At 44.8% G+C, this 23,897-nt stretch carries 19 protein-coding genes and 1 pseudogene; 7 read left to right on the top strand and 13 right to left on the bottom strand.

The features are described 5' to 3' along the window. Positions 1 to 67: 67 nt before the first annotated feature. Positions 68 to 2,380: a DUF1631 family protein gene (locus tag GZ78_RS01990; RefSeq protein WP_034832361.1), complete on the bottom strand. Its 2,313-nt coding sequence runs from the start codon at positions 2,378 to 2,380 to the stop codon at positions 68 to 70. Between the two features lie 221 nt (positions 2,381 to 2,601). Then, the gene (locus tag GZ78_RS01985) at positions 2,602 to 2,880 is read right to left on the bottom strand and encodes a hypothetical protein (protein WP_034832359.1); all 279 of its coding nucleotides are present in this window, start codon (positions 2,878 to 2,880) and stop codon (positions 2,602 to 2,604) included. Between the two features lie 226 nt (positions 2,881 to 3,106). Here GZ78_RS01985 and GZ78_RS01980 point away from each other — a divergent pair, with 226 nt between their 5' ends. The 4 genes and pseudogenes from GZ78_RS01980 (at position 3,107) to GZ78_RS01965 (ending at position 7,328) form a co-directional block, all read left to right on the top strand. After that, on the top strand, positions 3,107 to 3,412 hold the full coding sequence (locus GZ78_RS01980; protein WP_034832358.1) for a hypothetical protein: 306 nt from the start codon (positions 3,107 to 3,109) through the stop codon (positions 3,410 to 3,412). Positions 3,413 to 3,951: 539 nt separating this feature from the next. Next, on the top strand, positions 3,952 to 4,479 hold the full coding sequence (locus tag GZ78_RS01975; protein WP_034832356.1) for a GNAT family N-acetyltransferase: 528 nt from the start codon (positions 3,952 to 3,954) through the stop codon (positions 4,477 to 4,479). A 342-nt stretch (positions 4,480 to 4,821) separates the two neighbouring features. After that, positions 4,822 to 6,159 (top strand): IS1380 family transposase, encoded by a 1,338-nt coding sequence (locus GZ78_RS01970; RefSeq protein ID WP_034831824.1) that lies wholly within the window; start codon positions 4,822 to 4,824, stop codon positions 6,157 to 6,159. Positions 6,160 to 6,361: 202 nt separating this feature from the next. Further along, positions 6,362 to 7,328 (top strand): annotated as a pseudogene (locus GZ78_RS01965) (IS481 family transposase). A 58-nt stretch (positions 7,329 to 7,386) separates the two neighbouring features. On the opposite strand, the gene sctV reads toward GZ78_RS01965, so the two are convergent. The 3 genes from sctV to sctX are packed head-to-tail and all read right to left on the bottom strand — an operon-like array spanning position 7,387 to position 10,217. Beyond that, positions 7,387 to 9,474 (bottom strand): type III secretion system export apparatus subunit SctV, encoded by a 2,088-nt coding sequence (sctV, locus tag GZ78_RS01960; RefSeq protein ID WP_034832355.1) that lies wholly within the window; start codon positions 9,472 to 9,474, stop codon positions 7,387 to 7,389. Between the two features lie 53 nt (positions 9,475 to 9,527). Beyond that, positions 9,528 to 9,821, bottom strand: a complete 294-nt coding sequence (locus tag GZ78_RS01955) for a hypothetical protein (RefSeq protein ID WP_034832351.1) — start codon at positions 9,819 to 9,821, stop codon at positions 9,528 to 9,530. A gap of 24 nt (positions 9,822 to 9,845) precedes the next feature. Further along, positions 9,846 to 10,217, bottom strand: coding sequence for a type III secretion apparatus assembly protein SctX (gene sctX / locus GZ78_RS01950; RefSeq protein ID WP_034832346.1), 372 nt, complete (start codon positions 10,215 to 10,217; stop codon positions 9,846 to 9,848). Between the two features lie 244 nt (positions 10,218 to 10,461). Here sctX and sctC point away from each other — a divergent pair, with 244 nt between their 5' ends. From sctC to yvcK, 3 genes are all read left to right on the top strand, one after another. After that, on the top strand, positions 10,462 to 12,627 hold the full coding sequence (gene sctC, locus GZ78_RS01945) for a type III secretion system outer membrane ring subunit SctC (protein WP_034832344.1): 2,166 nt from the start codon (positions 10,462 to 10,464) through the stop codon (positions 12,625 to 12,627). A gap of 160 nt (positions 12,628 to 12,787) precedes the next feature. Further along, positions 12,788 to 14,344 carry a glycerol-3-phosphate dehydrogenase gene (gene glpD, locus GZ78_RS01940; protein WP_051785733.1) on the top strand — a complete coding sequence of 519 codons (1,557 nt, stop codon included), beginning with the start codon at positions 12,788 to 12,790 and terminating at the stop codon, positions 14,342 to 14,344. Positions 14,345 to 14,411: 67 nt separating this feature from the next. Further along, positions 14,412 to 15,326, top strand: a complete 915-nt coding sequence (yvcK, locus tag GZ78_RS01935; RefSeq protein ID WP_034832342.1) for a uridine diphosphate-N-acetylglucosamine-binding protein YvcK — start codon at positions 14,412 to 14,414, stop codon at positions 15,324 to 15,326. 18 nt (positions 15,327 to 15,344) lie between these two features. Here the strand turns inward: yvcK and GZ78_RS01930 are convergent, their stop codons facing one another. The 8 genes from GZ78_RS01930 to GZ78_RS01895 all read right to left on the bottom strand — a co-directional run bounded on the left by GZ78_RS01930 (position 15,345) and on the right by GZ78_RS01895 (position 23,894). Further along, on the bottom strand, positions 15,345 to 15,986 hold the full coding sequence (locus tag GZ78_RS01930; protein ID WP_034832341.1) for a sugar transferase: 642 nt from the start codon (positions 15,984 to 15,986) through the stop codon (positions 15,345 to 15,347). A 99-nt stretch (positions 15,987 to 16,085) separates the two neighbouring features. Continuing rightward, positions 16,086 to 17,303 (bottom strand): glycosyltransferase family 2 protein, encoded by a 1,218-nt coding sequence (locus GZ78_RS01925; RefSeq protein WP_034832339.1) that lies wholly within the window; start codon positions 17,301 to 17,303, stop codon positions 16,086 to 16,088. After that, positions 17,303 to 18,394 (bottom strand): glycosyltransferase, encoded by a 1,092-nt coding sequence (locus GZ78_RS01920; protein WP_034832336.1) that lies wholly within the window; start codon positions 18,392 to 18,394, stop codon positions 17,303 to 17,305. The genes GZ78_RS01925 and GZ78_RS01920 overlap by 1 nt, the downstream gene beginning before the upstream one ends. Beyond that, on the bottom strand, positions 18,391 to 19,887 hold the full coding sequence (locus GZ78_RS01915; RefSeq protein WP_051785732.1) for a GumC family protein: 1,497 nt from the start codon (positions 19,885 to 19,887) through the stop codon (positions 18,391 to 18,393). Before GZ78_RS01915 ends, GZ78_RS01920 begins: the two co-directional genes overlap by 4 nt. Next, positions 19,877 to 20,377, bottom strand: coding sequence for a hypothetical protein (locus GZ78_RS01910; protein WP_152558495.1), 501 nt, complete (start codon positions 20,375 to 20,377; stop codon positions 19,877 to 19,879). The genes GZ78_RS01915 and GZ78_RS01910 overlap by 11 nt, the downstream gene beginning before the upstream one ends. A gap of 161 nt (positions 20,378 to 20,538) precedes the next feature. Beyond that, positions 20,539 to 21,705 (bottom strand): glycosyltransferase, encoded by a 1,167-nt coding sequence (locus GZ78_RS01905; RefSeq protein WP_051785731.1) that lies wholly within the window; start codon positions 21,703 to 21,705, stop codon positions 20,539 to 20,541. Between the two features lies 1 nt (position 21,706). After that, on the bottom strand, positions 21,707 to 22,432 hold the full coding sequence (locus tag GZ78_RS01900; RefSeq protein ID WP_034832330.1) for an acyltransferase: 726 nt from the start codon (positions 22,430 to 22,432) through the stop codon (positions 21,707 to 21,709). Continuing rightward, entirely contained in the window at positions 22,395 to 23,894 is a 1,500-nt protein-coding gene (locus GZ78_RS01895; RefSeq protein ID WP_201772636.1) for an O-antigen ligase family protein, read from the bottom strand. The genes GZ78_RS01900 and GZ78_RS01895 overlap by 38 nt, the downstream gene beginning before the upstream one ends. Positions 23,895 to 23,897 lie beyond the last annotated feature (3 nt).

Genomic DNA, 23,897 nt, shown 5'->3' with positions numbered 1-23,897 from the left:
CCTTTGTGTCGTGGTTAATTAGGATGTGTTTCAGATGTCTCTTCAAATAATGTGTCGTCGACTGATGTTAAAACTTCAGGAATTTGTCCATGACCGCATGTAGAGCTTTATCGAAGAATTGAGTATCTTCGATAATACGAATACGCTCATTTTCTATTCCTAATTTGAGTTCATAGCCGGACATCTCAGCTACTTTCATTCCAGAGCTGTTAACGAAGATAAAACGATTACTGGCCGCATTGATGGAAGACAGTTTACAGCGAAAGTGCTGGTCCTGTTTGCCTATGAATTCAACCCATTGACCTACACTTATTTGAACATCGGCGTGAACATTTGGAGCCCTTTTTTCGATCGTTTCGTACTCTTCTGAAATGACATCAATAGCCTCGGACATAAGAAAATCTGAGTCATGAGTCTGTTTATCCACACGTTGGCTCTGAAGTATGATCTCTTCCATATCGGGTTCTTTTTGTTCATTTTCTGTTATTGAACTTTCTGGTGATACGGTAATAACCTCTGCTTCTCGCGGGAACTCAATGGGCATTGAAATCAGGGTGTTCAGAGCATGCATCCACTCAACGACTATGAAAGGGTTATGACCACTCTCGTTTAAATAATCGAGCAGCATATTCTTGAGTATGAGCCAGTCTTCTGCTGGGACAGAGTTACGATTTTCGGGCTGGAGGTTCCATAGCATAATGTCGAGCGTGTTGATGACATCGAACCACTGGGATATTTCTGAAGCAGAGTTCTTGTCGATTTGCTCGATGACTTCAGGCCAGGCTTCGTGAACCATTTTTTCTATACTATCTGGCACTGTGTATTGGTGTCTGGAAACAAGTTCGGTGATGATTGATCGGAATTCATTTTCTGCTTTGTTTTCCAGAGCAGTCTCTTCCGTATTGGTTTCGTCTGAAGGTTCATCCGGATCAGGTTGAGTATGCACTATCTGTACTTGAGTCTGTTCTAATGACTCTCTGATTTTGTGAAGTTTTTCGTTGAATGTTTTATGGCAGCTGGAGAATATGTCAGGATTCTGAATGAAGTGCTTGATAATGTATTTGACTGTTTCTTCAATCAGCTCGATAACAGGTTGTTCTGTTTCTGGGTGGAGAGTCGTATGCATGCCAGCAGAAGTCATATCATTCAGTAATTCTCTTGCTGCATGATGGCGATCCGTTAGAAAATCTTCTTCCAATAAGGTCAGTTTTAAAACAGGGATTTGAAGTAATCCAATTAGCTTTTTGACTTCATCGGGTAATTCATGGTCATCAAGAATAAACTCGAAGAGCATTCCAACCATGTTGATAAGGTCACTGTGTCTGGGAGAGAGTTTTTGTTTTACGCCTTTATCTCTTAACGCGCTTTTAATGGATTCTGCCAGATTGAAAATACAGGCATGTTGGCCTGATAGTTCATCTTGTATCATCGTCAGTGTACTGGCCAGTTCTATGCTGGCAAAAATTCTCGCGTCACTACTAACCGTACCATTGGATGATTCAGAAGAAGGGCTGTGTAGAAGCCCTTCAACTCTGGATACCAGCTTGTTTGCCAGTTCATCCATAAAGGCTTCATTCCATACCTGTGAAGGTTCGTTTGATGGTATAGAAGTGTTGTTAAGGGGAGGGAGGGCAGAATCTCTGCCATGGGTTTCTGTTATAGCTTGAATGTGTTCTGATTCAGAGAAAGGCTGATCTTCGGGTATATCTGCAATTCTGGTTGTTGTTTTATTGACTTCAAGTCCAATAGATTCAAGGTGGTCGTCTACTTCAATCCATAGTTTAATGACTGAAGGTTTGATTTTAAGAGCAAACTGCAGCAAAAGCTCTTGAATTAAGTCTGCATCCAGAGGAGCGGGGGCAAGTGCACTAGCAAAGCTTTCACAAATCTTTTGAGCTCCCAGAGGATTTCTATCAGGCTCTAAGTTTATTAACCCTGTCAGTCTGCTTTGGATGTTATTGAAGTGTTGAAGGTTGTCATTCATGCTCAACTGGTTGGCAGCGTGTTGCCAAGCCAGCTTTTTCTCAAGATCTCCATTTTCAATGAGTGATAGATCGCTCATTGAAAATGAGGGGGGGGGATTGTCTTCTTCTTCAAGTTGATGAAAATGTTTCAGTGATTCTTGCTCAAAGAGCTTTATGATCTCACTTTTTGATCTCTCTAGGATTTGTCGGGCTTCCATAAACTGCATTATTTGAGCATTATTTTTGCCGGATTCTGAGAGCTCAATGACATGTTTAATCAAATCGGTCAGGATGTCATCGATAGGTGGGATAACCAATTTTTGGAAAAAATTGATGAAAGCGGTGTTGATTTCGCCTATCTGAGAGAGTTTTGCAGAACTCGGTAGCGGTACAACATTGCTAGACGTTCCTGTCATAAACCTTACTGCTCCCTGTATGACAATTAGATCTGAGCCTTTCCTGGGGACCCAGGTAAGAATACATGCCAAATTGGTCAGCCTAATACATAGACCTCTTCTCGCACGTAAGTCATTTATCTAATTATAATTTATTTAAATCAGTAGATTTATAATAAAAAGAAATAAAAAGAGCTATATGGACTAATTTTTGTCAATGATGTGACAACCAATACTTTTGATCAGCCTTGCTTGAGCTCTTTAGAAATTTCGCGAGCTTTTTCCATCGCTTTGTTAAAGCCGTTCTTGAAGAGATTCTCTCTGATTTGTCTCTGAAGCTCTTCAGGGCTAATTAAACCATCTTCTACTTCATCAGACTCAGTGTTTTTCATTTCGGCTTGTTTTTTCAGGTCGGAAAATCGCTCTGCTTCCGCTGCATCAATCTGCTGTACAGGCTGAGTTGGGTCCACTTGTCCACGGTTGGAAGGTTGGACGGGTTCAGCATCATTGTTGGTGATCATTGTTCTCTCCCTGGAGTGATCATTCTGGCGGACGATAGAGTCTATTCTTGTATATATCGCCCACAACCATAGTTCAGTGTAGATAATTGGTTTCTAGAGAGCGAAATGGAAGTTGTTCTATAGATCATGGACTGTTATTTCCAATCTGTGTAAAAACCGAGGGTTCATACCTTAAAGCCCTCCATAGCTTCGCCGACAACTGGAATAGTTATGTTTGGAGAATGTTATGAGTGGCCAGCACTTCACATTGACCATCAGTCAGAGCACAACAGACGAAGGCGATTTTGCCATCCATATGAAAGAGGAGGGAAAGCCTGAGCAACTCCTTGTGCACCTGAGGTTTATGCACTTACCCATGATGGATGAAAAGTATCTCGACGACGTGGTGGGTGTATTAGCCCGTAAACTTGCCAAACGCGTCATTGAGTGGCGGGTAGCCCCAGATTTGAATCCTGAGACCATGCCTGATGCCCAGGATGAAGCAAGAGCTGTAGTAGATGCAGTCCTGGATAAAATGAAAAAAGGGCAGTAATCGTTCTGATACTCAAGAACTCATCGCTTAAGTGAAACCCATGGAAGGCTCTGTCTGATGAATATGATGTCTTTGCCTTTCAAATCCTCTAGATGCCTCATTCCAGAGGTATGACTCCATTTGGTATTTGATCGAACACGTTGATGAAATGTGGAAAGCAGATTCAAAAAGCTTCCTCTAATGAGCTTTCCATCGACTCCAATGGTGACAGAACGAAAGGCATTAATGGCGTATTTTCTGCAGCCTCAGCCTCTTGATCCTTGCTGGTAAAATCAGGTTCTACTGCCAGTTTAAGCAGGTGTGAAAAATGCTTTGAGTGTTCTCCTGGACAAAAAAGAGATCAAGAGACTGCGTAATTCGAAAGTTCATTCCTTATTTTTACTTACAAAAACATTTTGGTAGGTCTTTCAATCGCTCCTGGATCTTCTCAGTCTTAAACTGGAAGTTAAAACAACCGTCGCACGACCTGACGAGATAACTTCAGCCACACAGCATCTTGCCGATTGAATATCTGATGAATTTCATGTCAGGCAATAGATATGCGCTTTAATCTCGGCAATGGATATTGTGTAAGAAGCTTTTTGTATGGTGATGCGCCATCGCTTTCACGTCATGGCAACAATTTGAATGTAGCCAAAAATCTTAGGGACAGTTTTCCTCACCCCTATACCATTGAACACGCCAGGGCGTGGATTCAGCATGTAAAGGAAAATGAAGCCGATACTCGTTTTGTGATTGATCACGAAGGAGAAGCCATTGGTGAGATAGGCTTTGTTATTCAGCTGGATGTCCATCGCTTTACAGCCGAGATTGGCTACTGGTTGTCTGAATCACACTGGGGCAAAGGTGTTATGACTCATGCTCTTAGTAGAGTGACCCAGTACGCAATGGAAGAACTCGGTATGGTTCGGATCTATGCTGATGTTGTAGAGCACAATCAAGGCTCTGGGAAAGTACTTGAAAAGTGCGGATTCCAGCTTGAAGGAGTATTTAGAAAACATATTTTCAAAGGAGAGGAATACTTTGATCAATATGTTTATGGTCTTGTTCGCTCTGACGTTCAATAATTGTTTTATGGTTGACTTCAGAGCAACATTGAACCCTTTCCCCTTATTTAATACCTGATGAGAAAGCTGTTAATCAATTCCTCAGACATTAATACTTAGCTGTATTAGTTCAGATCTGATCTGACATTTCTTCTTAAAAAAGAGAATGGGTTACCGATTTGGAGAGAAGGTGAATCACCTAAATCCAAATCATAAAAATGGTAACCCAAATGATTCATACTTCTGATCGAATTCCTGAATCCGTGACTTCATCAGCAATAAAAAAGCCTTAAAGCCATCCACCGAAAGGGGTGTAGGCTAAAATACGACCTACTCGTTTTTTCACTGAATAGGTGAATTTTTGTGGAACTCCATTTTGAGCAGTCTGATACGGAATTCTATACACCATTTGCTGGCCTTGCCTTTATTGGTCACGCCCTCAATAAAAAAACATCCCTCAAAAAATCACTCCGTAAGATTAAGAAGCGACATGGAATCGCCAATATTGATTTAGTGCGTGCTTATGTTGGCTTGCTGGCCCTCGGCAAAAATGACTTTGACGCCATTGACACCCTTCGCCATGACGATTGGTTCCAGCAATGCATGGGAATAAAACAGATGCCATCTGCCAGTCGATTGCGCCAGCGCTTTAATGAAGATGCTACCCAGCTTATTCCGCTGATTGAGGAAAGTCTTGCTGAGTTGCTTATAGAACTTGATGCTCCGCTTACACCACTTCCAAAAGAACTTGATCGCCAACAGCATATACCATTAGATATGGATGTCACGCCTCAAGACAATAGCAACTCCAAGAAAGAAGGAGTGAGTTGGACATATAAACACTTTTTCGGCTACTCCCCCATTATGGCTTACCTTGGGCAAGAAGGCTGGTGCATGGGGTGTGAGTTGCGACCAGGTTCGCAACACTCGCAAAATGATTTCATCCCATTCCTGGGTGCCGTTTTACAGAGAGTACGTCGTATAACGCAACAGCCGATATTGCTTCGGCTCGATAGTGCTCACGATGCTGAAGATACCCGCATGGCCGTTGCTCAACATGCTAACGTTGACCACATAATTAAATTGAATCCTCGCCAACAGTACACCTCCAAGGCCTGGCTACCTAAGTTTGAAGCAGCGAAGGTAGAGTGGCATGAGCTACGAGCAGGTAAGCACTATGCGACTTTGACTATTAACCATGAAGCTCACTATGGTCATCAGCGACTGATTATCAAAATGGTCAGACGAACGTCAGATGCCGTTGGTCAGATGTTTCTAACTCCAGACTACGAGCTGGAAGGTTGGTGGACAACATTGAATGAAGAAGAATACAGCGATAACGACGTTATTCTGCTGTATGAGAATCACGCCACCAGTGAGCAATTTCACAGTGAATTAAAAACCGATATGGATCTGGAAAGGCTTCCTTCTGGAAAGTTCGATACTAATGATTTAGTAATGTGTCTGGGCGCATTAACTTATAATATGCTGCGTTACATGGGGCAATCTTGTTTGCTGGGGCCGCAGTCACCTGTTCGTCATCAGGCAGCAAGGAGAAGAATAAAAACCGTCATGCAGGAGTTGATTTATCAGGCTGCCCGCTTTTTGGAGGCAGGCCGTCGCAAAATACTACGATTTGGCCGATATAGCCCGGCACTCCAAGTGTTTATGGGGCTTTATCCAGAAAAAATGCTTTGTTAGCCATCAATATTATTCTGTCTTTCTGAAATGAATGCCAGGTCTTGGTAGGTGATGCATCGCCTGAATTTCAAAATAATGACAAAAACAGCTGGGTTCTTTGCTGGATTGTTCTGTTATTTCCTGATCAAAGTAGTAATAAAGTGATTTGCGGTAAGGTTGGAGCTTAAATTACACGATTTTCTCGAGATTAATTAAGAACTCACTGATTCAGGGAATTGTTAAGCACAAGGTTGGCTTGCTGAACCTCGCTGATGAACTCGGTAATATTTCTAAAGCCTGTAAGATGACAGGGGTGTCCAGAGACACCTTCTATCGTTACAGAGGTGCGGTTTCTGAGGGAGGTGTTGAAGCGCTTCTTGATCAAAGTAAACGCGTACCCAATCATAAAAATTGTGTCGACCAGGCGATGGAACAAGCCGTCATTGATTACGCTATTCAAGACCCAGCTCATGGGCAAGTCAGGGTATCCAACGAACTCCGCAAGCAAGGTGTTTTTGTTTCTCCCAGTGGCGTGCGCAGCGTCTGGCTGAGAAATGTTTGGCCAACTTCAAACAGCGCTTAAAAGCACTGGAAGCCAAGGTGGCTGAAGAAGGTATTATTCTCACCGAATCGCAAGTGAAGCCCTTGAGCGCAAGAAGCTGGACGATGAGGCTTGTGGTGAAATTGATACCTATTCGAAAGTAGCCCAGTGTAAGCTTTATCCTACCAAAACGCCCATCACGGCGGCTGATCTACTCAATGATCGGGTGTTGCCATTCTATGAGGCTGAGGAGCTGCCTGTGCTGCGCATACTCACGGACAGAGGAACAGAGTACTGCGGTAAAGCAGAACAGCATGATTACCAGCTGTATTTAGCCATCAACGAAATTGAGCACACGAAAACCAAGGTAAGGCATCCACAAACCAATGGTATCTGTGAGCGTTTCCATAAAACGATTCTGCGAGAGTTTTATCAGCCCGCTTTGAGGAGGAAGCTTTACGGGTCGATAGAAGAATTACAGCAGGATCTGGACGATTGGCTGAATCACTACAATACTGAGCGTACCCACCAAGGTAAGAAGTGCTGCGCAAGAACACCAATGGAAACCTTACTTGATGGCAAAAAAATCTGGATGGAAAAGTTCGTGAATGTAGCTTGGCCTGACAGACACCTTCTTGAAAATCGGTAACTGTCAGATCAGGTCTGGCTGGATTAGTACAACTTAGCAACCTATACATCTTGCAAGGTTAGATAGATATACGACCGAGAGGCTGTACGGTGATTTCTTCTGTCAATTCCTGGTGAGATAGCACAGCAAGGTCATAAACCTCCAGCTCCAGAAGTTTCCTTACGTATCTGCGAATATCCATAGAAGTGATCAGGACTGGCTTATGCTCAAGGTGTCCAATCTTACCCACTGTATTTTTTACATTTTCAACGAAACGAGCTGATTGTGATGGGTCTAAAGCAAGGTAGCTGCCTGCTGATGTCTGCCTTATACCTCCGCGAATGGTGTCCTCTACATCCTGATCCAGAAGGTAAACAGGTAACATGTTTTTACCATTCGAGTATTTGTAGCTGACATAACGCTTTAGAGAGGAACGTACATATTCGGTTAATTGAACGACTTCTTTTTCCTTGTGTCCCCAAACGACAAGAGCCTGAAGAATCGATCTCAGGTTTCTGATAGAGATATCTTCTGAAACAAGACGTTGGAAAATCTCAGTGATTTTATTCACTGGAAGAAGGCGTTGGACTTCCTTGATCAGCTCTCCAAAGGAAGATTCCATTTTCTCCAGAAGATAACGAGTTTCCTGAATGCCTATGAATTCCTCTGCATATTTTTTCAAAACATGGGCCAGATGGAATGTCAGAATTTTAGGGGCATCCATGTAGTTAACATTATTTTTCTCCAATCTCTCTTTCTGGCTTTCTTCAGCCCACAACGTATCAAGGCTTGGGAGGAAGTCATCTTCTTGTTCGTATGGGATTTTCAACATTTCCAGATGGTCCACTGTTTCACGAACAAAAACAAAGCCAGGACGGAAATGACCATTAGCTACTGGCACTTCCTGCAGCATGATGGCGTATGTATTATCCATCATAGAGTCATTGAAACGCAGATGAATACCCGGGAAAGGGACACCCAAATCCATATAAAGAGCCTTTCGTACTTTTAGCAGTTCATCGTTGAGCATCTGCGTGTTCAAAGTCTCCTGAATCGAGGTGGGGACATCGATGATCAGTGGTAAGGTTTGAGTGAATTCTTCCTGCTGATCCAGTCTGGACTTTGCTTCCCCGGCCGTCTCAGTTGCAGCTGCCATGGCAGGTATCCCGCCTTCTGCTTCCTGCGTCATCTGGCGAGTGTTTTTTCTCAGCAGATAATAACCACCACCACCAATGATCAGGGCTAGCATCAGAAATATAAAGGTAGGAAATCCTGGGATTAGGGCAAAACCCAGAAGCAGTACACCCCCAACCAGCAGGGCTTTGGGTTTATCTAGAAGCTGACCGCCAATTTCGTTACCAAGGTCTTTTGAGTCTTCATTGGAAACTCGGGTGACAATAATGCCTGAAGTAATAGAGATCAACAGAGCGGGAATCTGAGAAATCAGGCCGTCGCCTACCGTCAATATGGCGTAGAGTTGCAGAGCCTCACCCGCAGTCATATCTTTCATGGTGGTACCAATGGCAACACCTGCAGTAATGTTTACAAAGATAATTATCAAACCTGCTATGGCATCACCTTTTACGAACTTCATGGCACCGTCCATGGAGCCGTACATCTGACTTTCTTTCTGTACCAGTTCACGGCGCTTTTGGGCTTCTTCCATCTCAATGGAGCCAGCACGAAGGTCAGCATCAATACTCATCTGCTTGCCGGGCATGCCATCGAGTGAGAAACGGGCACTGACTTCTGCAACCCTCTCGGAACCTTTGGTGATAACAAGAAATTGGACAATAGTGATAATGAGGAAGATTACGACACCAACGATCAGGTTGCCGCCCACAACAAAATTACCGAATGTATAAACAATCTCTCCAGCATCCGCCTGGAGAAGAATCAAACGGGTTGTGGTGATAGAAAGTGCCAGTCTGAAGAGTGTTGTCACCAGCAGTACTGCTGGAAATGAAGAAAATTCAAGAGGGGATAGCAGGTAAATAGACGTCATCATCAGAATGAACGACAGACCCATATTCAATGCTATAAGAAAATCCACCAAGACGGTGGGCATGGGCAAAATGATGAGACTGACGATCATTACCAGCATAGCTGCCAGTAAGAGGTCATTTCTTTGGCCCAGTTTATTCATACCTGCGACGACGAGGTTCATGCTTCACGACCAGCCTGTTTGAAGGAGAGTGCAGTCTGGTCAAGCAAGAGAGACTATTTTACAGCGGCTTTCTTTCTCTTTTTGAGCAGAGCTCGCCCCTTGATCCATTTGATGGCCCGGGTATCCATACCAGGCTTTGCGTACTGGAGAAAAGTATCGGCGGCCTTAATGGAATCTTCAGGGCGATCGATTTGCAGGTAGGCGTAACTCAGCATGCGATAAACATCGGGGTTTTTTGGCTCAAATCGTTTGACCGCTTCCAATAATGCAATTGATTTACGAGGCTGGAGGTATTCCATATAGTAAGAAGCTTGAGCCAGTAACCATTGTCTTAATGGCTTATTCATGGGGTTTTCCTCCTGGCGGTTTTATTATCCAGCGACCAGAACATTTCGGGTCATGGTCAGATATTCTTGTAGTTCTTTTGATTCTTTCAATACGTCCAGTGCAGCTTTTACTTCTGGCCACTCTTCGGCCTTTTTGCTCAGAAGGCTTAAAGCCATATCCCTCATCATGTGGTGCTCATCCGGTGATAGAGAAGGGGATTTCTCGGTCAGGCTGAGAGCATATTTCTTTTCCCTGTTCTGGAAAGTCCGACCCATTTCAAGTGCTTTCCAGAAGTGGGCAGAAATGCTGTCTCCAGAAGGCTTGAATGAAGACTTGTCTTTAGGGAAATCTTTATCAATAAAGTCACTGTTTACGAATGAAATACCAGAAAGACCGCTTTTAAAAGACACGTCCATGATGCAGAGCCCCCATTAGAAGAAAACTCTTTTAACATCGGCTGGAGGAAAATAAACCGTAGAACTGGCTTTAAAAGTGTGTAAATGATTAGAATTGAAGGGTAATCTTGGATACACTGGTTCTATTGTATTTTTTATTTTATTTAGCTATTAAAAATTTAAAAGTAATTAGAAAAATTTTATTTAGCCGTTAACACCCTTACTCTCAGGTTGTTTAGAAGATGGGCATGGAGGCACTCTTCGAATGAGCTCTAAGACTCTCAAACACTGGCTAATCGTATTGCCTGTTCAAGCTCTGGCTATTTTATTATTTTTTACAGGTATTTTGTCTTCCTTTACGCAGGCTGCTGTCTGGTCTTCCTCAAACCATTCTGACAATACTCGAAGGCATATCGTTCGACCAGGTGAGTCACTTTCTATCATTGCTCAGAACTATGGCTTTGAACTCCATGAGTTAGCTGAGTATAACAATATTACGAATCCTTCAAAGTTGCTGGTGGGGCAAACGATATACCTTCCAGATAGCTCTGCCGAATCTGCTCAGTCAGAATTTCAAACAGCTCGCCCAATTTCTGAACCTCCGGCACAAGTATTGGATGCAACTGCATTTCCACCCACCCGATCCAAACCTGATGAAGAAGAGTACTTTAAATTACAGCAGTGGATGGGAAGCCAGAAACAGACGACAGGTATTGAAACTGTTGACTACAACTACGTAAGAAAGTCTCCGAAGACCGACAATACTGCAGGATTTGATATTCCTTTGGATTCACAGTCTGCTTCAGAAACCAAAGTCGCCACAGAGTCTGAAACAAACCAGCAAAAGAGCGGCGGCTCAAATAGTGTAGATTTTCAGGAAGATGTTGAAGAAGAGATAAAGGATTCAGAGTCACCAGCGCTGGCGGTTTTTGGAGATCGCCCATACGCCTATTATGGCAGTGGCGAGGATCTGGTGGAGGCAATACAGAATTTTGCTGCCAGTTACTACGTTCCGGTCGTGATTTCTGAAGAGGTAATTGGGGAGGTTAATGGCAAGATTGGACCACTGACGCCTGTCGACTTTCTGGATCACATGGCCAACATTTATGGCTTTATCTGGTATTTTGATGGGCATTCACTCTATATCTACAGTGGTAGTTCGGCTGAACAGAAGATCATAAGTCTTGAATACATGACGACTCAGGGATTTAAGAAAACCCTGAAAAAAGTGGGAATTTGGGATGGCCGCTTTTTCTGGAAAGAGCAGCAAAAAGATGGACTCGTTTATGTGTCTGGCCCTCCAAGGTATATTGAGATGGTGAGTCAAACAGCAGCATTACTGGATAAAAAAGAGGGTGAGCGTCAAAAAAGCAAGTTAACAGTGAGAATGTTCAGGCTTAAGTATGCCTGGGCAACAGATAAAAGTTTTAATTTCAGAGGTCAGCAGGTTGTGGTCCCGGGCGTAGCCACTCTATTAAGAAGTATTTCCAGCGGAGGTGGTGTTTCCAGTGTAGAGAGCAAACCCGTTGAGCCTTTAAAAATACAACCAGTCAAAGGTGTGGTGCGTCAGGGGGTTCAAAAGAATCAGCAGGCACAACAGCCTCAAGAAGGATTGAATGCTGGAGCGCATGCGGAAGGGGCTTATATCAGTGCAGATCCAAGATTGAACGCCATTCTTGTTCATGATCTGGAGTCCAAGATGCCCATGTATGAGGGACTGATTGAGTCTTTGGACAAACCTTCATCTCAGGTTGAAGTCAGCGTTTCCATAATTGATGTCAATACTGCTGACATAGAAGCTCTGGGTGTGGACTGGAACAATACCAGGGGAAGTAATACTGAAATAAAGTTTGATCCCGGGTCATCAGCTTATAAAGATGATTTTTCTTCCTTTACAACTGTTCTGGGTATGAATATTGGTAGCTTTAACGCTCGACTCAGTTTGCTTGAAGATGAGGGGCGAGCCAAGGTAGTTTCTAAACCTTCCATTCTGACTTTAGACAACCTGGAAGCCGTTTTTGATAACAGCAGTACTTTTTATGTCCAGGTAGCAAGCCAGGAAGATGCAGAGTTATTCCCGGTAACCTCCGGAACAGTTGTTCAAGTAACCCCACGAATTGTCAAAGAAGAGATTGGGCGTCGAATCCATATGAGTGTAAACATTCAGGATGGAGGGGATTCGAACGATCAGAACCTTTCATTGCCCCGAGTCAGTAACAGTTCGATCAGCACACAGGCGATCGTAAACGAAAATGAAAGCTTGCTTATCGGAGGCTTCTATAAGGAAAGTCAGGATCAAAAAACGACTAAAGTGCCGGTATTGGGAGACATTCCTGTTCTTGGCCGACTGTTCCGAGCGGATAAAAAGCAAAATACCAGTCAAATGCGTCTGTTTCTTATAACGCCCCGAATTCTCAGCGCTGGGGCTTAATCTGGGTTGTCTGCACACTTCTGTTTTTGTCATAACACTGTTATGAACCACCTATAGATTCGTATTTATTCGAATTAGTAAACATGTTGGTTTTTTTTGTACTATAAGTTTCGTTATAGTTTAAAAATATTCGCAAATTTTCGTTTTCAGGTGTGAGTGAATGAAGCAGGCACAGGCAGAAGATCTCTTTGACATCTACGTTATCGGTGGTGGCATCAATGGTGCTGGTATTGCCGTAGATGCAGCAGGCAGGGGCCTGAAAGTAGGCCTGTGTGAAAAGTCTGATCTGGCCGGAGCCACTTCATCAGCCAGCAGCAAACTGATTCATGGCGGACTCAGGTATCTGGAACACTATGAGTTCCGATTGGTTAAAGAGGCCCTTGCAGAAAGAGAAGTGCTGTTGAAAATGGCGCCTCATATTGCTTCCCCCATGCGCTTCTGTCTGCCCCATAGGCCACATCTGAGACCTGCCTGGATGATCCGTGCCGGGCTGTTTCTTTATGACAACCTCAGTGCCAGAGTTTCTTTGCAAGGATCCAAATCACTGAGATTTGGCAAAGATTCTGCACTGAAAGATTCCTTCAGCAAAGGGTTTGAATATTCTGATGCCTGGGTAGATGATGCCCGTTTGGTCGTACTGAATGCCATGGAGCTTCAGAGAAGAGGCGGAGAAGTTCGTACTCAAACCAGTGCATTACATGCCGAACGACATGAAGGGATTTGGAAGATCACTCTTCGTGATGAAATCACTGGAGAAGCGTTTACTGTTCGCAGTCGTGCGCTGGTCAACGCCGCTGGTCCCTGGGTTCAATCTTTCTTTGATGAAGGACTGAAGCAAAAATCCCCACGAAAAATTCGCCTGATCAAAGGCAGTCATATCGTTGTTTCTCGTATTCATCAGGAACCTCGAGCCTATATCCTGCAAAATGAAGATAACCGGATTGTTTTTGTGATTCCTTATCTTGAAAAATACTCTCTGGTGGGGACAACAGACGTAGAGTACAAAGGTGATCCTGCCAAAGTGTGCTGCTCTGAAGATGAAAAACGCTATCTTTGCGATGTGGTAAACAAACACTTCAAACAGCAGGTTTCTCTGGATGATATTGTTTGGGACTACTCTGGAGTTCGTCCACTTTGTGAAGATGAATCAGACTCTCCACAGGCCATTACCCGTGATTACACCATGGAGTTGGAGGATAAAGATGGCAAGGCACCGCTCCTGTCTATCTTTGGGGGCAAGCTCACCACGTATCGTAAGTTGGGTGAAGCTGCTGTGGGTAAACTTCAGCCTTATTTTGCTGACATGGGCGAAACCTGGACCAAAGATTCCCAGCTGCCTGGCAGTGAGCAATTCAAAAGTGTTCAGACATGTATTGAAGAGCTCTGCAATGCACATCCCTGGCTGCCTCGTGAAATAGCGTCACGTTTTAGCGGAACTTATGGAAACCTGAGCTATCGATTGATAGGCAAGAGTCGCTCTCTGGAAGATTTCGGTGAAGATTTTGGTGCTGGACTTTATGCAGCTGAAGTTGACTATCTGATTGAAAATGAGTGGGCTTACCAGGTGGAAGATATTATTTGGCGTCGCAGCAAATTGGGCATTGAATTAGATGAGTCGGGTAAAGTCCGACTGGAAGCCTATTTGTTGAGAAGATTACCTGAATTGATTCCTGAGCGTTTCGGCAGTAAAGGTTCACCTTTGGAGAAAGTTGTCTAAAGGTAGAGACGCTAGTCCTACCTTTCATCTATAATTTTCTATTACAGTCACAACTCCTCAATTATAAATGCAATCCGTCAACGCTCTTTTTAAATGTCGTCGTATTGCCGCTATAGGCGGTGGTCATGGTCTGGGAAGGGTCATGGCCAGCCTTGGTTTCATGAAAGATCGTCTCGCAGGTATTGTTGCCACTACAGATGATGGTGGATCAACTGGCCGACTGAGAGAGGCCAGTGGTTGCATAGCGTGGGGTGATCTTAGGAATTGTCTTAATCAGCTCTGTTCTGACAGTCCCAATTTGGCTCGTATCCTTTTTGAATATCGTTTCAAGGAAGACAGCGGGGAGCTAACGCATCATAACCTTGGCAACCTGATTCTTCTGGCCATGGATCAAATGTGTGTTCGCCCCATGGATGCTATCAACCTTATCCGACAGATGCTTCAGGTTGAAACTGACTTGATCCCTATGTCTGAGGAGCCTGCCAGTCTTGCTGCCATGCTTGATAATCAACAGATTGTGGGTGAGACAACAATAGATGCACTGGATCAGAAACCTGATCGTTTAATGCTGATTCCGGATATAAAGCCAACGCAGGAAGCTTTGACGGTACTTGAAGAAGCTGATCTCATTATTCTGGGACCTGGCAGTTTTATGACCAGTATTCTTCCGGCGTTACTAATGAAAGATGTGGCCCAGGCTATCCAGAAAAGCGACGCGTTAAGTGTATTTATTGGTAATATCAGCCCTGAAGTTTCAGCCGTCAGACAGATGGCTATTGGCGAGAAGCTGAACTGGATGAAGGAAATGACAGGCGTTTATCCTGATGTGCTTTTGTGGCCGGAAGAACGCGAAGCGCCAAAAGGGATACAGTGCGCACTGCTTCAACAGCCCCTGGCAGACCCTTTCCAGCCTGGTGCTCATAGCCGGGAAGGGATGCGCAGGGCTCTCGATATACTGGTGGCGAACCATCTCAATTACTGAGGACAATGAGCCAGAAGGCTATTGTCCTTTGCCTTTTACCATGACCCACATAGTCTTGAACATAATGGTAAAGTCCATTTTTAACCAGTCGGCCGGACTGCTTAATGACAATGCATAAGCATGGTCATAAGCTACTTTGTTTCTCACATCATCGATGGTTTCATCGTAGCTCAGGTTAACTTGGGCCAGCCCTGTAATACCTGGAACCACATCAAAAGTCCTTTCGGTATAAAACGGGATATTATCTTCCAGCTTATGGCACATACCCGGTCTTTCAGGTCTGGGACCCACGATGGACATATCACCCATGAGTACATTCCAGAGTTGAGGCAATTCATCCAGGCGAGTCTTACGAAGAAAATGTCCTACTTTAGTGACTCTGGGATCATTCTTTGCAGCCCATACAGGGCCGCTTTTGGCCTCAGCGTCGGCACTCATCGTTCGGAATTTGGTCATCAAAAAGAGGCTTACATAGTTTTCTCTTTGATAGCCAATGCGCATTTGCCGATAAAAAACCGGACCAGGGCTGTCCAGTCTTATAGCTATGGCAATGAAGGGATAGAGAGGCAGTGTGAGAATAATGCCTATCACAGCCAGAGATATGTCCATTACCCTTTTACCGAGTGCAGTAATAGGGTGAACATAAGTTACATCTTTCATGGTCCTACTCCTTGGTACATCGTTTTTATCTCCGGTTTTTACTCCGGATAACTACAGAGCATGCCAACTACATCCCCTTACTGCTTCTGGCTGTCACAATCAGTTTTGTACAGCCCGACTCCTTTTGTCTTTACTGGTCACTTTTTTCCACTGTCCAGATTCCAAACCGGTCAGGTATCGAACCAGCCCTATCGCCATCGCAATATGTCCGGACATTATGTAATAAACGATCCTGGCCAGTTTCCAGTTCGGTTGCTTTTTAAACAGTATAAAAAATACTGTGAAGATGTAGACGGCCAGTTGGGCAATGAATATTGGTATGAAAATGGGATAGTGCTTTATAAGTAAGGCAGATGAGAGTAAGACAAGGGTGAAAAACACGGGCATTAATGGTCTCAGGAACTTTCCAGAAAAGAAGTTGAAAGCAATCCTGCCAAACCTCGGATGCAGTAAACCGATATGACGAATGGCCTGTTGGACATTGCCAGCGGCAATTCTTTTGCGTCGGCTGAAGTCCATTTCATTGCAAGCTTGTTCAAGTTCCACGGCCATGATCCTTTCATCGTACAGGCATTGGTAACCCTGCATGACAATGCTGACGGGGAGGGTGAAATCATCATTGATGGTATCAGGTGGCAGTTCTTCGAACAGACGACGGCGAAAAGCGTAGAAAGCCCCGTGTACGCCCAGAGTGGCACCCAATGAGCTTTCCTGAGTTTTTATTTGTCTCTGATAGCGCCAGTAGGCCTGCTCACCAACGCTCAGTGAGTGGAAGAAATGATAACTGCCACAGACAACCCCGGTTTCTTCATAACTGAGCTGTGCGGCAGCGATAAGGAGGCTATCGGTAGAGAGCAGTGCTGAAATGTCAGATAGAGCAACTACATCACATTGACACAAGCTGATGGCTTCATTAAGAACGGCAACTTTCCCACAATTTTGGGGTTTCTCAACGACTTCGATATCAAGATGACAGTTTTCTATCTGGCTGGCAGCCCTTCGTGACAGCTCAGCAGTATCATCAGTACAGCCGTCACAAACGATAATGATTTTTAACTTGTTCTCTGGATAATCAATAGCGCCGAGGTTATGAATTTTATCAGTGATGACCGCCGCTTCATTATGAGCAGGCATGATCAGACAAATTCTGGGCAACATATGGTCCAGAGGGCTGATCCGGTAGTGACGATGATAGTATGGCGGAGGCGTTGTCTGACCTCGTTTGGCCAGCCACTTGAGAGCGACTGGATAACCTACGTGATGATAGATTACGATGAAGGATGCTATCAGAAATACGGACAACAACAGCCATTCCATTACAGCTTTCCTCCCTCATACAGCTGAACGTATTGATCAATCATTCTGGTTAAATTGCCCTTTTGCACCACGAACTCTCTGGCGCTATTTCGAGCTTTTTCAGTGCACCCTTTTTTAATCTGTCCAGCCAATGCCTGCGACAGTGCCTCTTGATCCCCTGCTTTAACCAGCATTCCTTCCGGTGCGACAGCTTCGCTGCAGCCACCAACATCTGTCAGCACGACATTCCTGCCACAGGCCTGGGCTTCCAGCGGCGAAAGAGGGAGGCCTTCCCGAAGAGATGCAAGACAAAAGACATCGATGGCATGGAAGAAATTTGGCATATCTTCGACAACATCCAGAAAGTGCACCCTCTTCTCAATTCCAAGGTAAGTAGTCTGTTCCTTCAAATTATTTTCAAGCTCACCACCGCCAGCTAGCGCCAAATGACAGTCAGGCGACAGTTTCGAAAAAGCAGAGATAAGAACATCGTGGGCTTTCACCGCAGTCAGTCTTGCAGCGCAGCCAATGATAGGAACATCTTGAGGGAGAGATAATTGGTTTCGCGCATGTTTCTGATCGCCGGGCTGAAAGCGTTCAGTATCAATTCCGTTCATGACTACGGATGGTTTAAACAAAGGAATATATTGTCTGATACTGGCTGCAACCAGCTCTGCATCAGCCACGACTGCTGGTTGGAATAGATGGAAAAAGCTGCCTACCAGCAACCTTCTTTTGAGATTGGCAAGGTGCCAGGCGTCGTGCTCAGTATGCACGTGTCGGCATGAAGCCAGTTTGGCAGCTATGCCTCCATAAAGCATGGGCCCAACGTGATGAGTGTGAACAACATTGACGTCAAGAGACTTGAGCAGGTCTGCGAGCTTTTTGATATCACTGAACTGAATACCTGGCTGTTTGTCCATGAAATGCAGCCTTGGTACATTTTCTAGACGGGGCCAGTGATTTCGAGCTGCGTGCAGATCACCTTCAAGGCTGATGATGTGAACTCTTTCAGGATTTGGCGCCCTTCTTTGAAGGTCGAGAACCATGGTTTCGATCCCGCCAGGCGCAAGGTGTTGAACAATCTGAGCAACAACAAACTTCTGGCTCATGTGGCCTCTCCTGAGAAGGTATCGGTTTCCGGGCTGTAAGTCAGGCAAAGAGCCTGTGGCATTGCTGGTATTCGGGTGATCACAGGAACGCCGGTCATGGTTTCAAGTGTTTCTCTCAGTCTGAGGCTGGTGTCAGAAATTTCGGCGATGGCGGTGAGACCTGTACCAATACCGATGCCTGCAAAGAATCCGGCGACTACAAACAAAATAGAGGGTAGGGCATTTGGTTTACTGGGAGTGAAAGGTTCATCGATGACTTTGATTCTTTCAAGCTCCTCATATCGACCCAGATCTCCTGAAACTCGCGCCATTTCGTAGCGCTGAAGGAAGTCTTCGTAGAGTTTCATCTTGATGTCATAGTCGCGCTGTAACTCAATCAGGTGCCTTTCAACCTGGGCAAATGACGTCACCTTATTTTCCATCTCCAACGCTATGCTTTTGATGCTTTCTACTTCATTTTGCAAACTGATCACTTTGGCGTTGGCTTCCTGAACGGCTTGTAATTGTGAGGCAAGAATAGTGGTTGAGCTGTTTCTGGTTTCGTCTATATGGGTTGGAGCTGTTGCCGCTAGATTCCATAATCGCTTAATGTCTTCTGGTTTAAGCTGACTGGTTTCATTGATCATTCTTTTTCGTTCGCTTTCGAGTCTTTCAAGTTCTCGAAGGGACGCTTGTACTCTGCTGTGTTGTTCCGTGTAACGGAAACGAAGCATGCTTAGGTCAGCCCTTACCTGTATTAACCTCTCCTCCAGCTTGCCAATCACTGGGTTCGTTTGAGTAAGGTTGTTATTGAACTCATTCAAGGCGGCTTCTGCGCCAGCAAGATCTGTTTTCTTTTCCATGAGTAACTGTCTGAGTTCAGCCAGACGTGTGATGTTGGCTTTATGAAGCTGGGGTAATTCAAGAGCGTATTGAGCTTTATAATCAGCAAGCTTTTCTTCAGCTCCGTTCAGTGCTCCACGTTGCCTCTGCAGCTGATTTTTCAGAAAGTCTTCTGAGGTCGTGGTCCAGGATTTATGAGGGGCAAGAACAATAGACAAAAAATGCTTTGTCACCGTTTCGAGTAAAAAAGCAATATCAGTGCGATTTTCAGAGCGGTAATATATCTTGATTAACTCACCGCCAAATACGATAGACAGCGATCGTGAGAGTTCCTGAATCTGCTTGTCTATGTCTTCTTCGGTGGATTGATCTGTAATGTAACCCAAGTCTCTGGCTACGGCGCCCAGTACATTTCGGCTTTTTAGCAGGATTTTCAGAGCAGACTGACGCTCTTCAAGGCTGGTCGACAGAGAAAAGTCTTCAAGAATAGGGTTTAGCTCACTGGTGTCCTGAAGAAGGATTGTTGTATGAGCTTCATAAAACTTGGGGGCAAGAAAGCTGGCAAATAAGCCAATAAAGGGCATGATCAGCATTGGCACAACAATCATGTATCGCCTTCGCCAGGCAATAGCCAGTAATCTTAAGAGGTTTCTCAGTACATCATTGGACACTGTCACCTCCTAAAACCTGAATAGTGACCGTATCGGGTTCCTGATCAGGTATGTAGAGTTCTTCTATCTGAACGGAATAGTCCTGCAGATAGCTTCTTAGTTCCTGGACTCTGACCCAGGCATCATTAATGGAGTTAAAACCTTCATCTGAGGAAGGGGAGATGGACAGAATAATGCTCAGATTATCCCGGTCTGGCAGAGTCTGGAAAAACAGTTTGATGACTTTTTTCTGATGATCAGAAATATGATTGGCATCTTCTTCATAATTCAGTGAAAGCTGACGTCGATACATGTTGTTTGATATCGTCAACTCTTTGGATTCCGAGCGTAATTTCTCTATAGCGCCGATTAATTCTTCTTCAGTTTGGGGAGGCTGCTCGGTTAATAATTTTTCAAGGGGGGCGGGAGGCTGGCTGGCACAACCAGAAAGAATGGCCATTAGTGATAAAAGCCATAGTGTTGAGAGTTTGATTGTTGGAACCCTGTTCACATCCACTTCCCTGTTGAACTCCCTTATTTATCCTTGCCAAAAGGAGTGCTGTCATTCTTCAAACAAATCAGCTGAAATAAAGCAACAAATGTCGTCAGTGCTGTTATTTTAACAGTCCAGCTTTACCTGATTTATTACCAGCTTTATCTCATTGTAGATGTTTAGCTCTCACTGAGCCTTTCAGGAAAACGGGATTGTCGGTTGGCCAGATGATCGATCAATTCTTCCAACTGAGCGGCTCTACTTTCCCAGGATTCGTTTCTTACTGCGGCACGTCGATTTTCTATTGCTTCTTTTTGATCATATGCTCGCTGAATAGTCCTGGAAAAAGGCTCTCTGTGACTCTGGATAGTGACTTCTGAGTCGTAAACTCTGACAGCAGGGAAATCTGTAGAAGCTATTGCTGTGCCAGAAGCCAGATACTCTCTTAATTTCAGTGGGTTACAGGCTTCTATCTGGCGGTTATGGCAGAAAGGCAGCATGGCAACGTCCCAGTTCTGAACATAAGCAGGGAGTTTAGAGTGCGGTCTTGGCCCAAGAAAATGCACATTCGGTATCTCTCTTAGAGCACCAACATCGGTTTTTATGGTTCCGACAAAAACGAATTGCCAGCCGGGTAAGGCTGTTGCTGCCTGAGTCAGCATTTCAACATTGAGCCATTCTGAAATACTGCCATAAAAGCCGGCAACAGGTCCCTGCCTTGGAAAGTCTCCAGGGTGAGAACGAGGAGAGGAGAACAGGTCATAATCAACTCCGTGAGGGAACATCACTGTGGAAGGGCCAGGCAGCTTTTCAGCAAGCTCCTTACTGACTACCAGAATCAGATCCACCTTATCTGCCAACTCCCGCTCCATCGGGTTTACGGTCGAATGATCGACGCCATCCAGAGTATTAAAGTCATCACCACAATAGTAAATCGAAGCTTTTTCATTTAAAGAGCCAACTACGTCGACAGCTGTCGGCAGAGATGTCCATAGAATAATGTCTTTAAATCCGTGTTCTTTACAGGCTTCGCGGATGTCTTTGACCAGCTGGTTTTTATTAAACTGGCGAACGATGGACAGATTATGAAAAGGGATAACTTTGGGACTGAGAATAATAGGGGATGGGCCTTCACTGATATCTTCAGTAAGAACATTGGTTCTCTTAAGCATACTTTTTGCTTTGAGAACAATCCGTTGCATGTCCTTTTTATTCAGGCCCGGGCTGCGCATACCTATCGAATTGATCCAGATGACACGGTGCCGTGTCAGCAGATGCCTGATTAAATGTTGGGTACTGGATGGCAGGCCACCCCAGTCTTCTCCAAACACCACCAGATCAGCCATATCAAGCCTCCAAGCTTTCTTTTTGGTGATCAAGAGACTTGATCACTTTGGCTGGAATGCCTCCTGCCAGAACTCCTGCTGGCAGGTCTTTTGTGACAACGCTGCCTGAGGCTACTATGGTTCCGGCGCCTATTCGGACACCACCCATTACTGTGACTCCAGCAGCCAGCCAGACATTGTCTTCAATAATGATATCGCCAACCTGATCATCGGTATCTGGTAACCCTTTAGCCCTGTCAATCGGATCTACGGGGTGCCCTGGATAGCCAACAAGGCGTACTTTTACTGCCAGTCGGACGTTATTGCCGATTTCAATCTTTCTTCCTACAAATATTTCGTTTTGCCAGCTGATACCAACGTTGTCGCCTATTTTGAGGGAGGGTGCTTCAACACTCGAAGCCCGGCCACTGATTGTAGAATGGCCAGAGATTCGGCAGTTATCGCCGAAGGTGATAGAAAGGGGACCCAGCAACAGGGGCATACCAGAATAAACATACAGACGTTTGGGATTATTTTTAAGGCGACTTTTAAAGAGAGGAGTCCAGTAAAGGGCACGACCAATACTGGCAAAGAAGCCCGTTATCATTTTATGAAGATGATACAAAAGGCTATGCAGTGGTCGTATAAGAGGAAATTCGAAGTAACGGATCGCTTTTAAGGTTGAAAAAATAAATCTAGCGATCGGTGAGTTACCGGACTTCAGCCAGTTTTTCAGGCTGTTGATCATTGGGCTTATCCTTGCCGTCTATAAACGAATTGTTGGACTTCCTTGATTTTTTAACTATAGACCCTTTTTCCCCTTCTGCTTTCTCTGGGTGATAGGTATCCATATAGTTGGCAATAGCAATACTAATCGAAGTAATAATGTAGATAGGCCATAAGAAGCCCTGGCTGAGAAAGCTTCCTGAAACGCAGAAACCTACCAGGCCTGCATAGGTGCCAACGGTTATTGCTGTTAAATGAGGGTCATATTCCGGCGAACCTCTATTCCTGTCGAGTCTGTCCAGTGACGAGCGAATAGACATGAAAATACTGAAAATCAGGAATACAAAGAGTCCCAGTCCAAAAAAACCAGCTTCTGCCAGCACTTGAAACCAGGTGCTGTGGGTCACATGAGCCTGCCCTTCTGCACGACTATGGGTCGCGTAATCCCAATAGTTATCAAGGAACAAAGAGAGACCTACACCTGTCATAGGGTTTTTCAATCCCATGAAAAAGGCAGCTTCCCAGGCATGAATACGACCCATCGCAGACGCATCTACACCTTTTTCTGCCGCACCACCTGACTTACGGTCATTGATACCTGCTGCAGCGACCAGAATCATCAAGCTAAAGCTGCAAATACTGATCAGTAGTAGTTTTGACTTGATGATTCTCAGGCCAAATATCCCCATAACTGCGACAGTGGCCAGAAGTCCTCCACGACTCTGGGTAGCAATGATAGAAGATACAAAAATAATAAATCCAGCAATGCCAAGCAATGTTCTAATTCTGCCCGTTCCCCGGGTTACCGCAAAAGCAATGGCATAACTCATCGGGAAGCTCAGTACTAGAGAAAGGTCATTAGGATCGCCCAGACTGGTGCCAGGAATGGTGACACGGGTTTCTTCCACCATACCGATGCCATTGGCATTGTTGTATAGAGTGACATAGCCGACGGCCAGCCCAGAGCAAATAATCAGAAAGTGGGCCAGTTTGAAGTGCCAGTGTTCAGTCATTAGCCAAGATATAGCCAGAACCATTATGCCAATCTTCACATAGACGCTGGTAAAGCTACCAAAAGCACTGGGTGGATGACTGGAAAAAGCAATACCCAGTACAACCCAGCCGAAGAATCGGGCAAAGGCAGTGTGTTCGTGTCGCCAGTACATTTTTACTTTTCGGGTCAGAACAATGTGCCAGCCCAAAACGAAATAGGATCCCAGAGCTGTCAGCATGGGGATTTTGATTGGATCCAGCTGGGGAAAAACTTCATGAAGCCGGAAGAAAGAGAACATGATGAAAATCAGTACAACAACAAAAGGCTTCTTTAAAATAAAAATCAGGCCCAGTGGTATGGCTGCCAGCGGAATCAGAGCAATAGGGTGAGGAAACAGCAGGGCGGGCAAAGCGGCCAGAATACAATAGATGCAGGCCACCATCGTTTGGTGTTTGTTAGCGAATATCCTTTCTAGAACCGGCCCCTGCATAAT

The sequence above is a fragment of the Endozoicomonas numazuensis genome (assembly GCF_000722635.1).
In the GTDB taxonomy this organism is placed as follows: domain Bacteria; phylum Pseudomonadota; class Gammaproteobacteria; order Pseudomonadales; family Endozoicomonadaceae; genus Endozoicomonas_A; species Endozoicomonas_A numazuensis.
This window is presented reverse-complemented; position numbering and strand designations above follow the sequence as displayed.

What these genes read in the sequence shown, in the direction of transcription:
- sctX (WP_034832346.1), bottom strand. Translation starts at nt 10,217, where the DNA reads ATGGACGTGTCTTTTAAAAGCGGTCTTTCTGGTATTTCATTCGTAAAC.
- sctC (WP_034832344.1), top strand. Translation starts at nt 10,462, where the DNA reads ATGAGCTCTAAGACTCTCAAACACTGGCTAATCGTATTGCCTGTTCAA.
- GZ78_RS01990 (WP_034832361.1), bottom strand. Translation starts at nt 2,380, where the DNA reads ATGACAGGAACGTCTAGCAATGTTGTACCGCTACCGAGTTCTGCAAAA.
- GZ78_RS01980 (WP_034832358.1), top strand. Translation starts at nt 3,107, where the DNA reads ATGAGTGGCCAGCACTTCACATTGACCATCAGTCAGAGCACAACAGAC.
- GZ78_RS01925 (WP_034832339.1), bottom strand. Translation starts at nt 17,303, where the DNA reads ATGGAATGGCTGTTGTTGTCCGTATTTCTGATAGCATCCTTCATCGTA.
- GZ78_RS01895 (WP_201772636.1), bottom strand. Translation starts at nt 23,894, where the DNA reads ATGCAGGGGCCGGTTCTAGAAAGGATATTCGCTAACAAACACCAAACG.
- sctV (WP_034832355.1), bottom strand. Translation starts at nt 9,474, where the DNA reads ATGAACCTCGTCGTCGCAGGTATGAATAAACTGGGCCAAAGAAATGAC.
- GZ78_RS01930 (WP_034832341.1), bottom strand. Translation starts at nt 15,986, where the DNA reads ATGAAAGATGTAACTTATGTTCACCCTATTACTGCACTCGGTAAAAGG.
- glpD (WP_051785733.1), top strand. Translation starts at nt 12,788, where the DNA reads ATGAAGCAGGCACAGGCAGAAGATCTCTTTGACATCTACGTTATCGGT.
- GZ78_RS01920 (WP_034832336.1), bottom strand. Translation starts at nt 18,394, where the DNA reads ATGAGCCAGAAGTTTGTTGTTGCTCAGATTGTTCAACACCTTGCGCCT.
- GZ78_RS01905 (WP_051785731.1), bottom strand. Translation starts at nt 21,705, where the DNA reads ATGGCTGATCTGGTGGTGTTTGGAGAAGACTGGGGTGGCCTGCCATCC.
- GZ78_RS01985 (WP_034832359.1), bottom strand. Translation starts at nt 2,880, where the DNA reads ATGATCACCAACAATGATGCTGAACCCGTCCAACCTTCCAACCGTGGA.
- GZ78_RS01955 (WP_034832351.1), bottom strand. Translation starts at nt 9,821, where the DNA reads ATGAATAAGCCATTAAGACAATGGTTACTGGCTCAAGCTTCTTACTAT.
- GZ78_RS01975 (WP_034832356.1), top strand. Translation starts at nt 3,952, where the DNA reads ATGCGCTTTAATCTCGGCAATGGATATTGTGTAAGAAGCTTTTTGTAT.
- yvcK (WP_034832342.1), top strand. Translation starts at nt 14,412, where the DNA reads ATGCAATCCGTCAACGCTCTTTTTAAATGTCGTCGTATTGCCGCTATA.
- GZ78_RS01900 (WP_034832330.1), bottom strand. Translation starts at nt 22,432, where the DNA reads ATGATCAACAGCCTGAAAAACTGGCTGAAGTCCGGTAACTCACCGATC.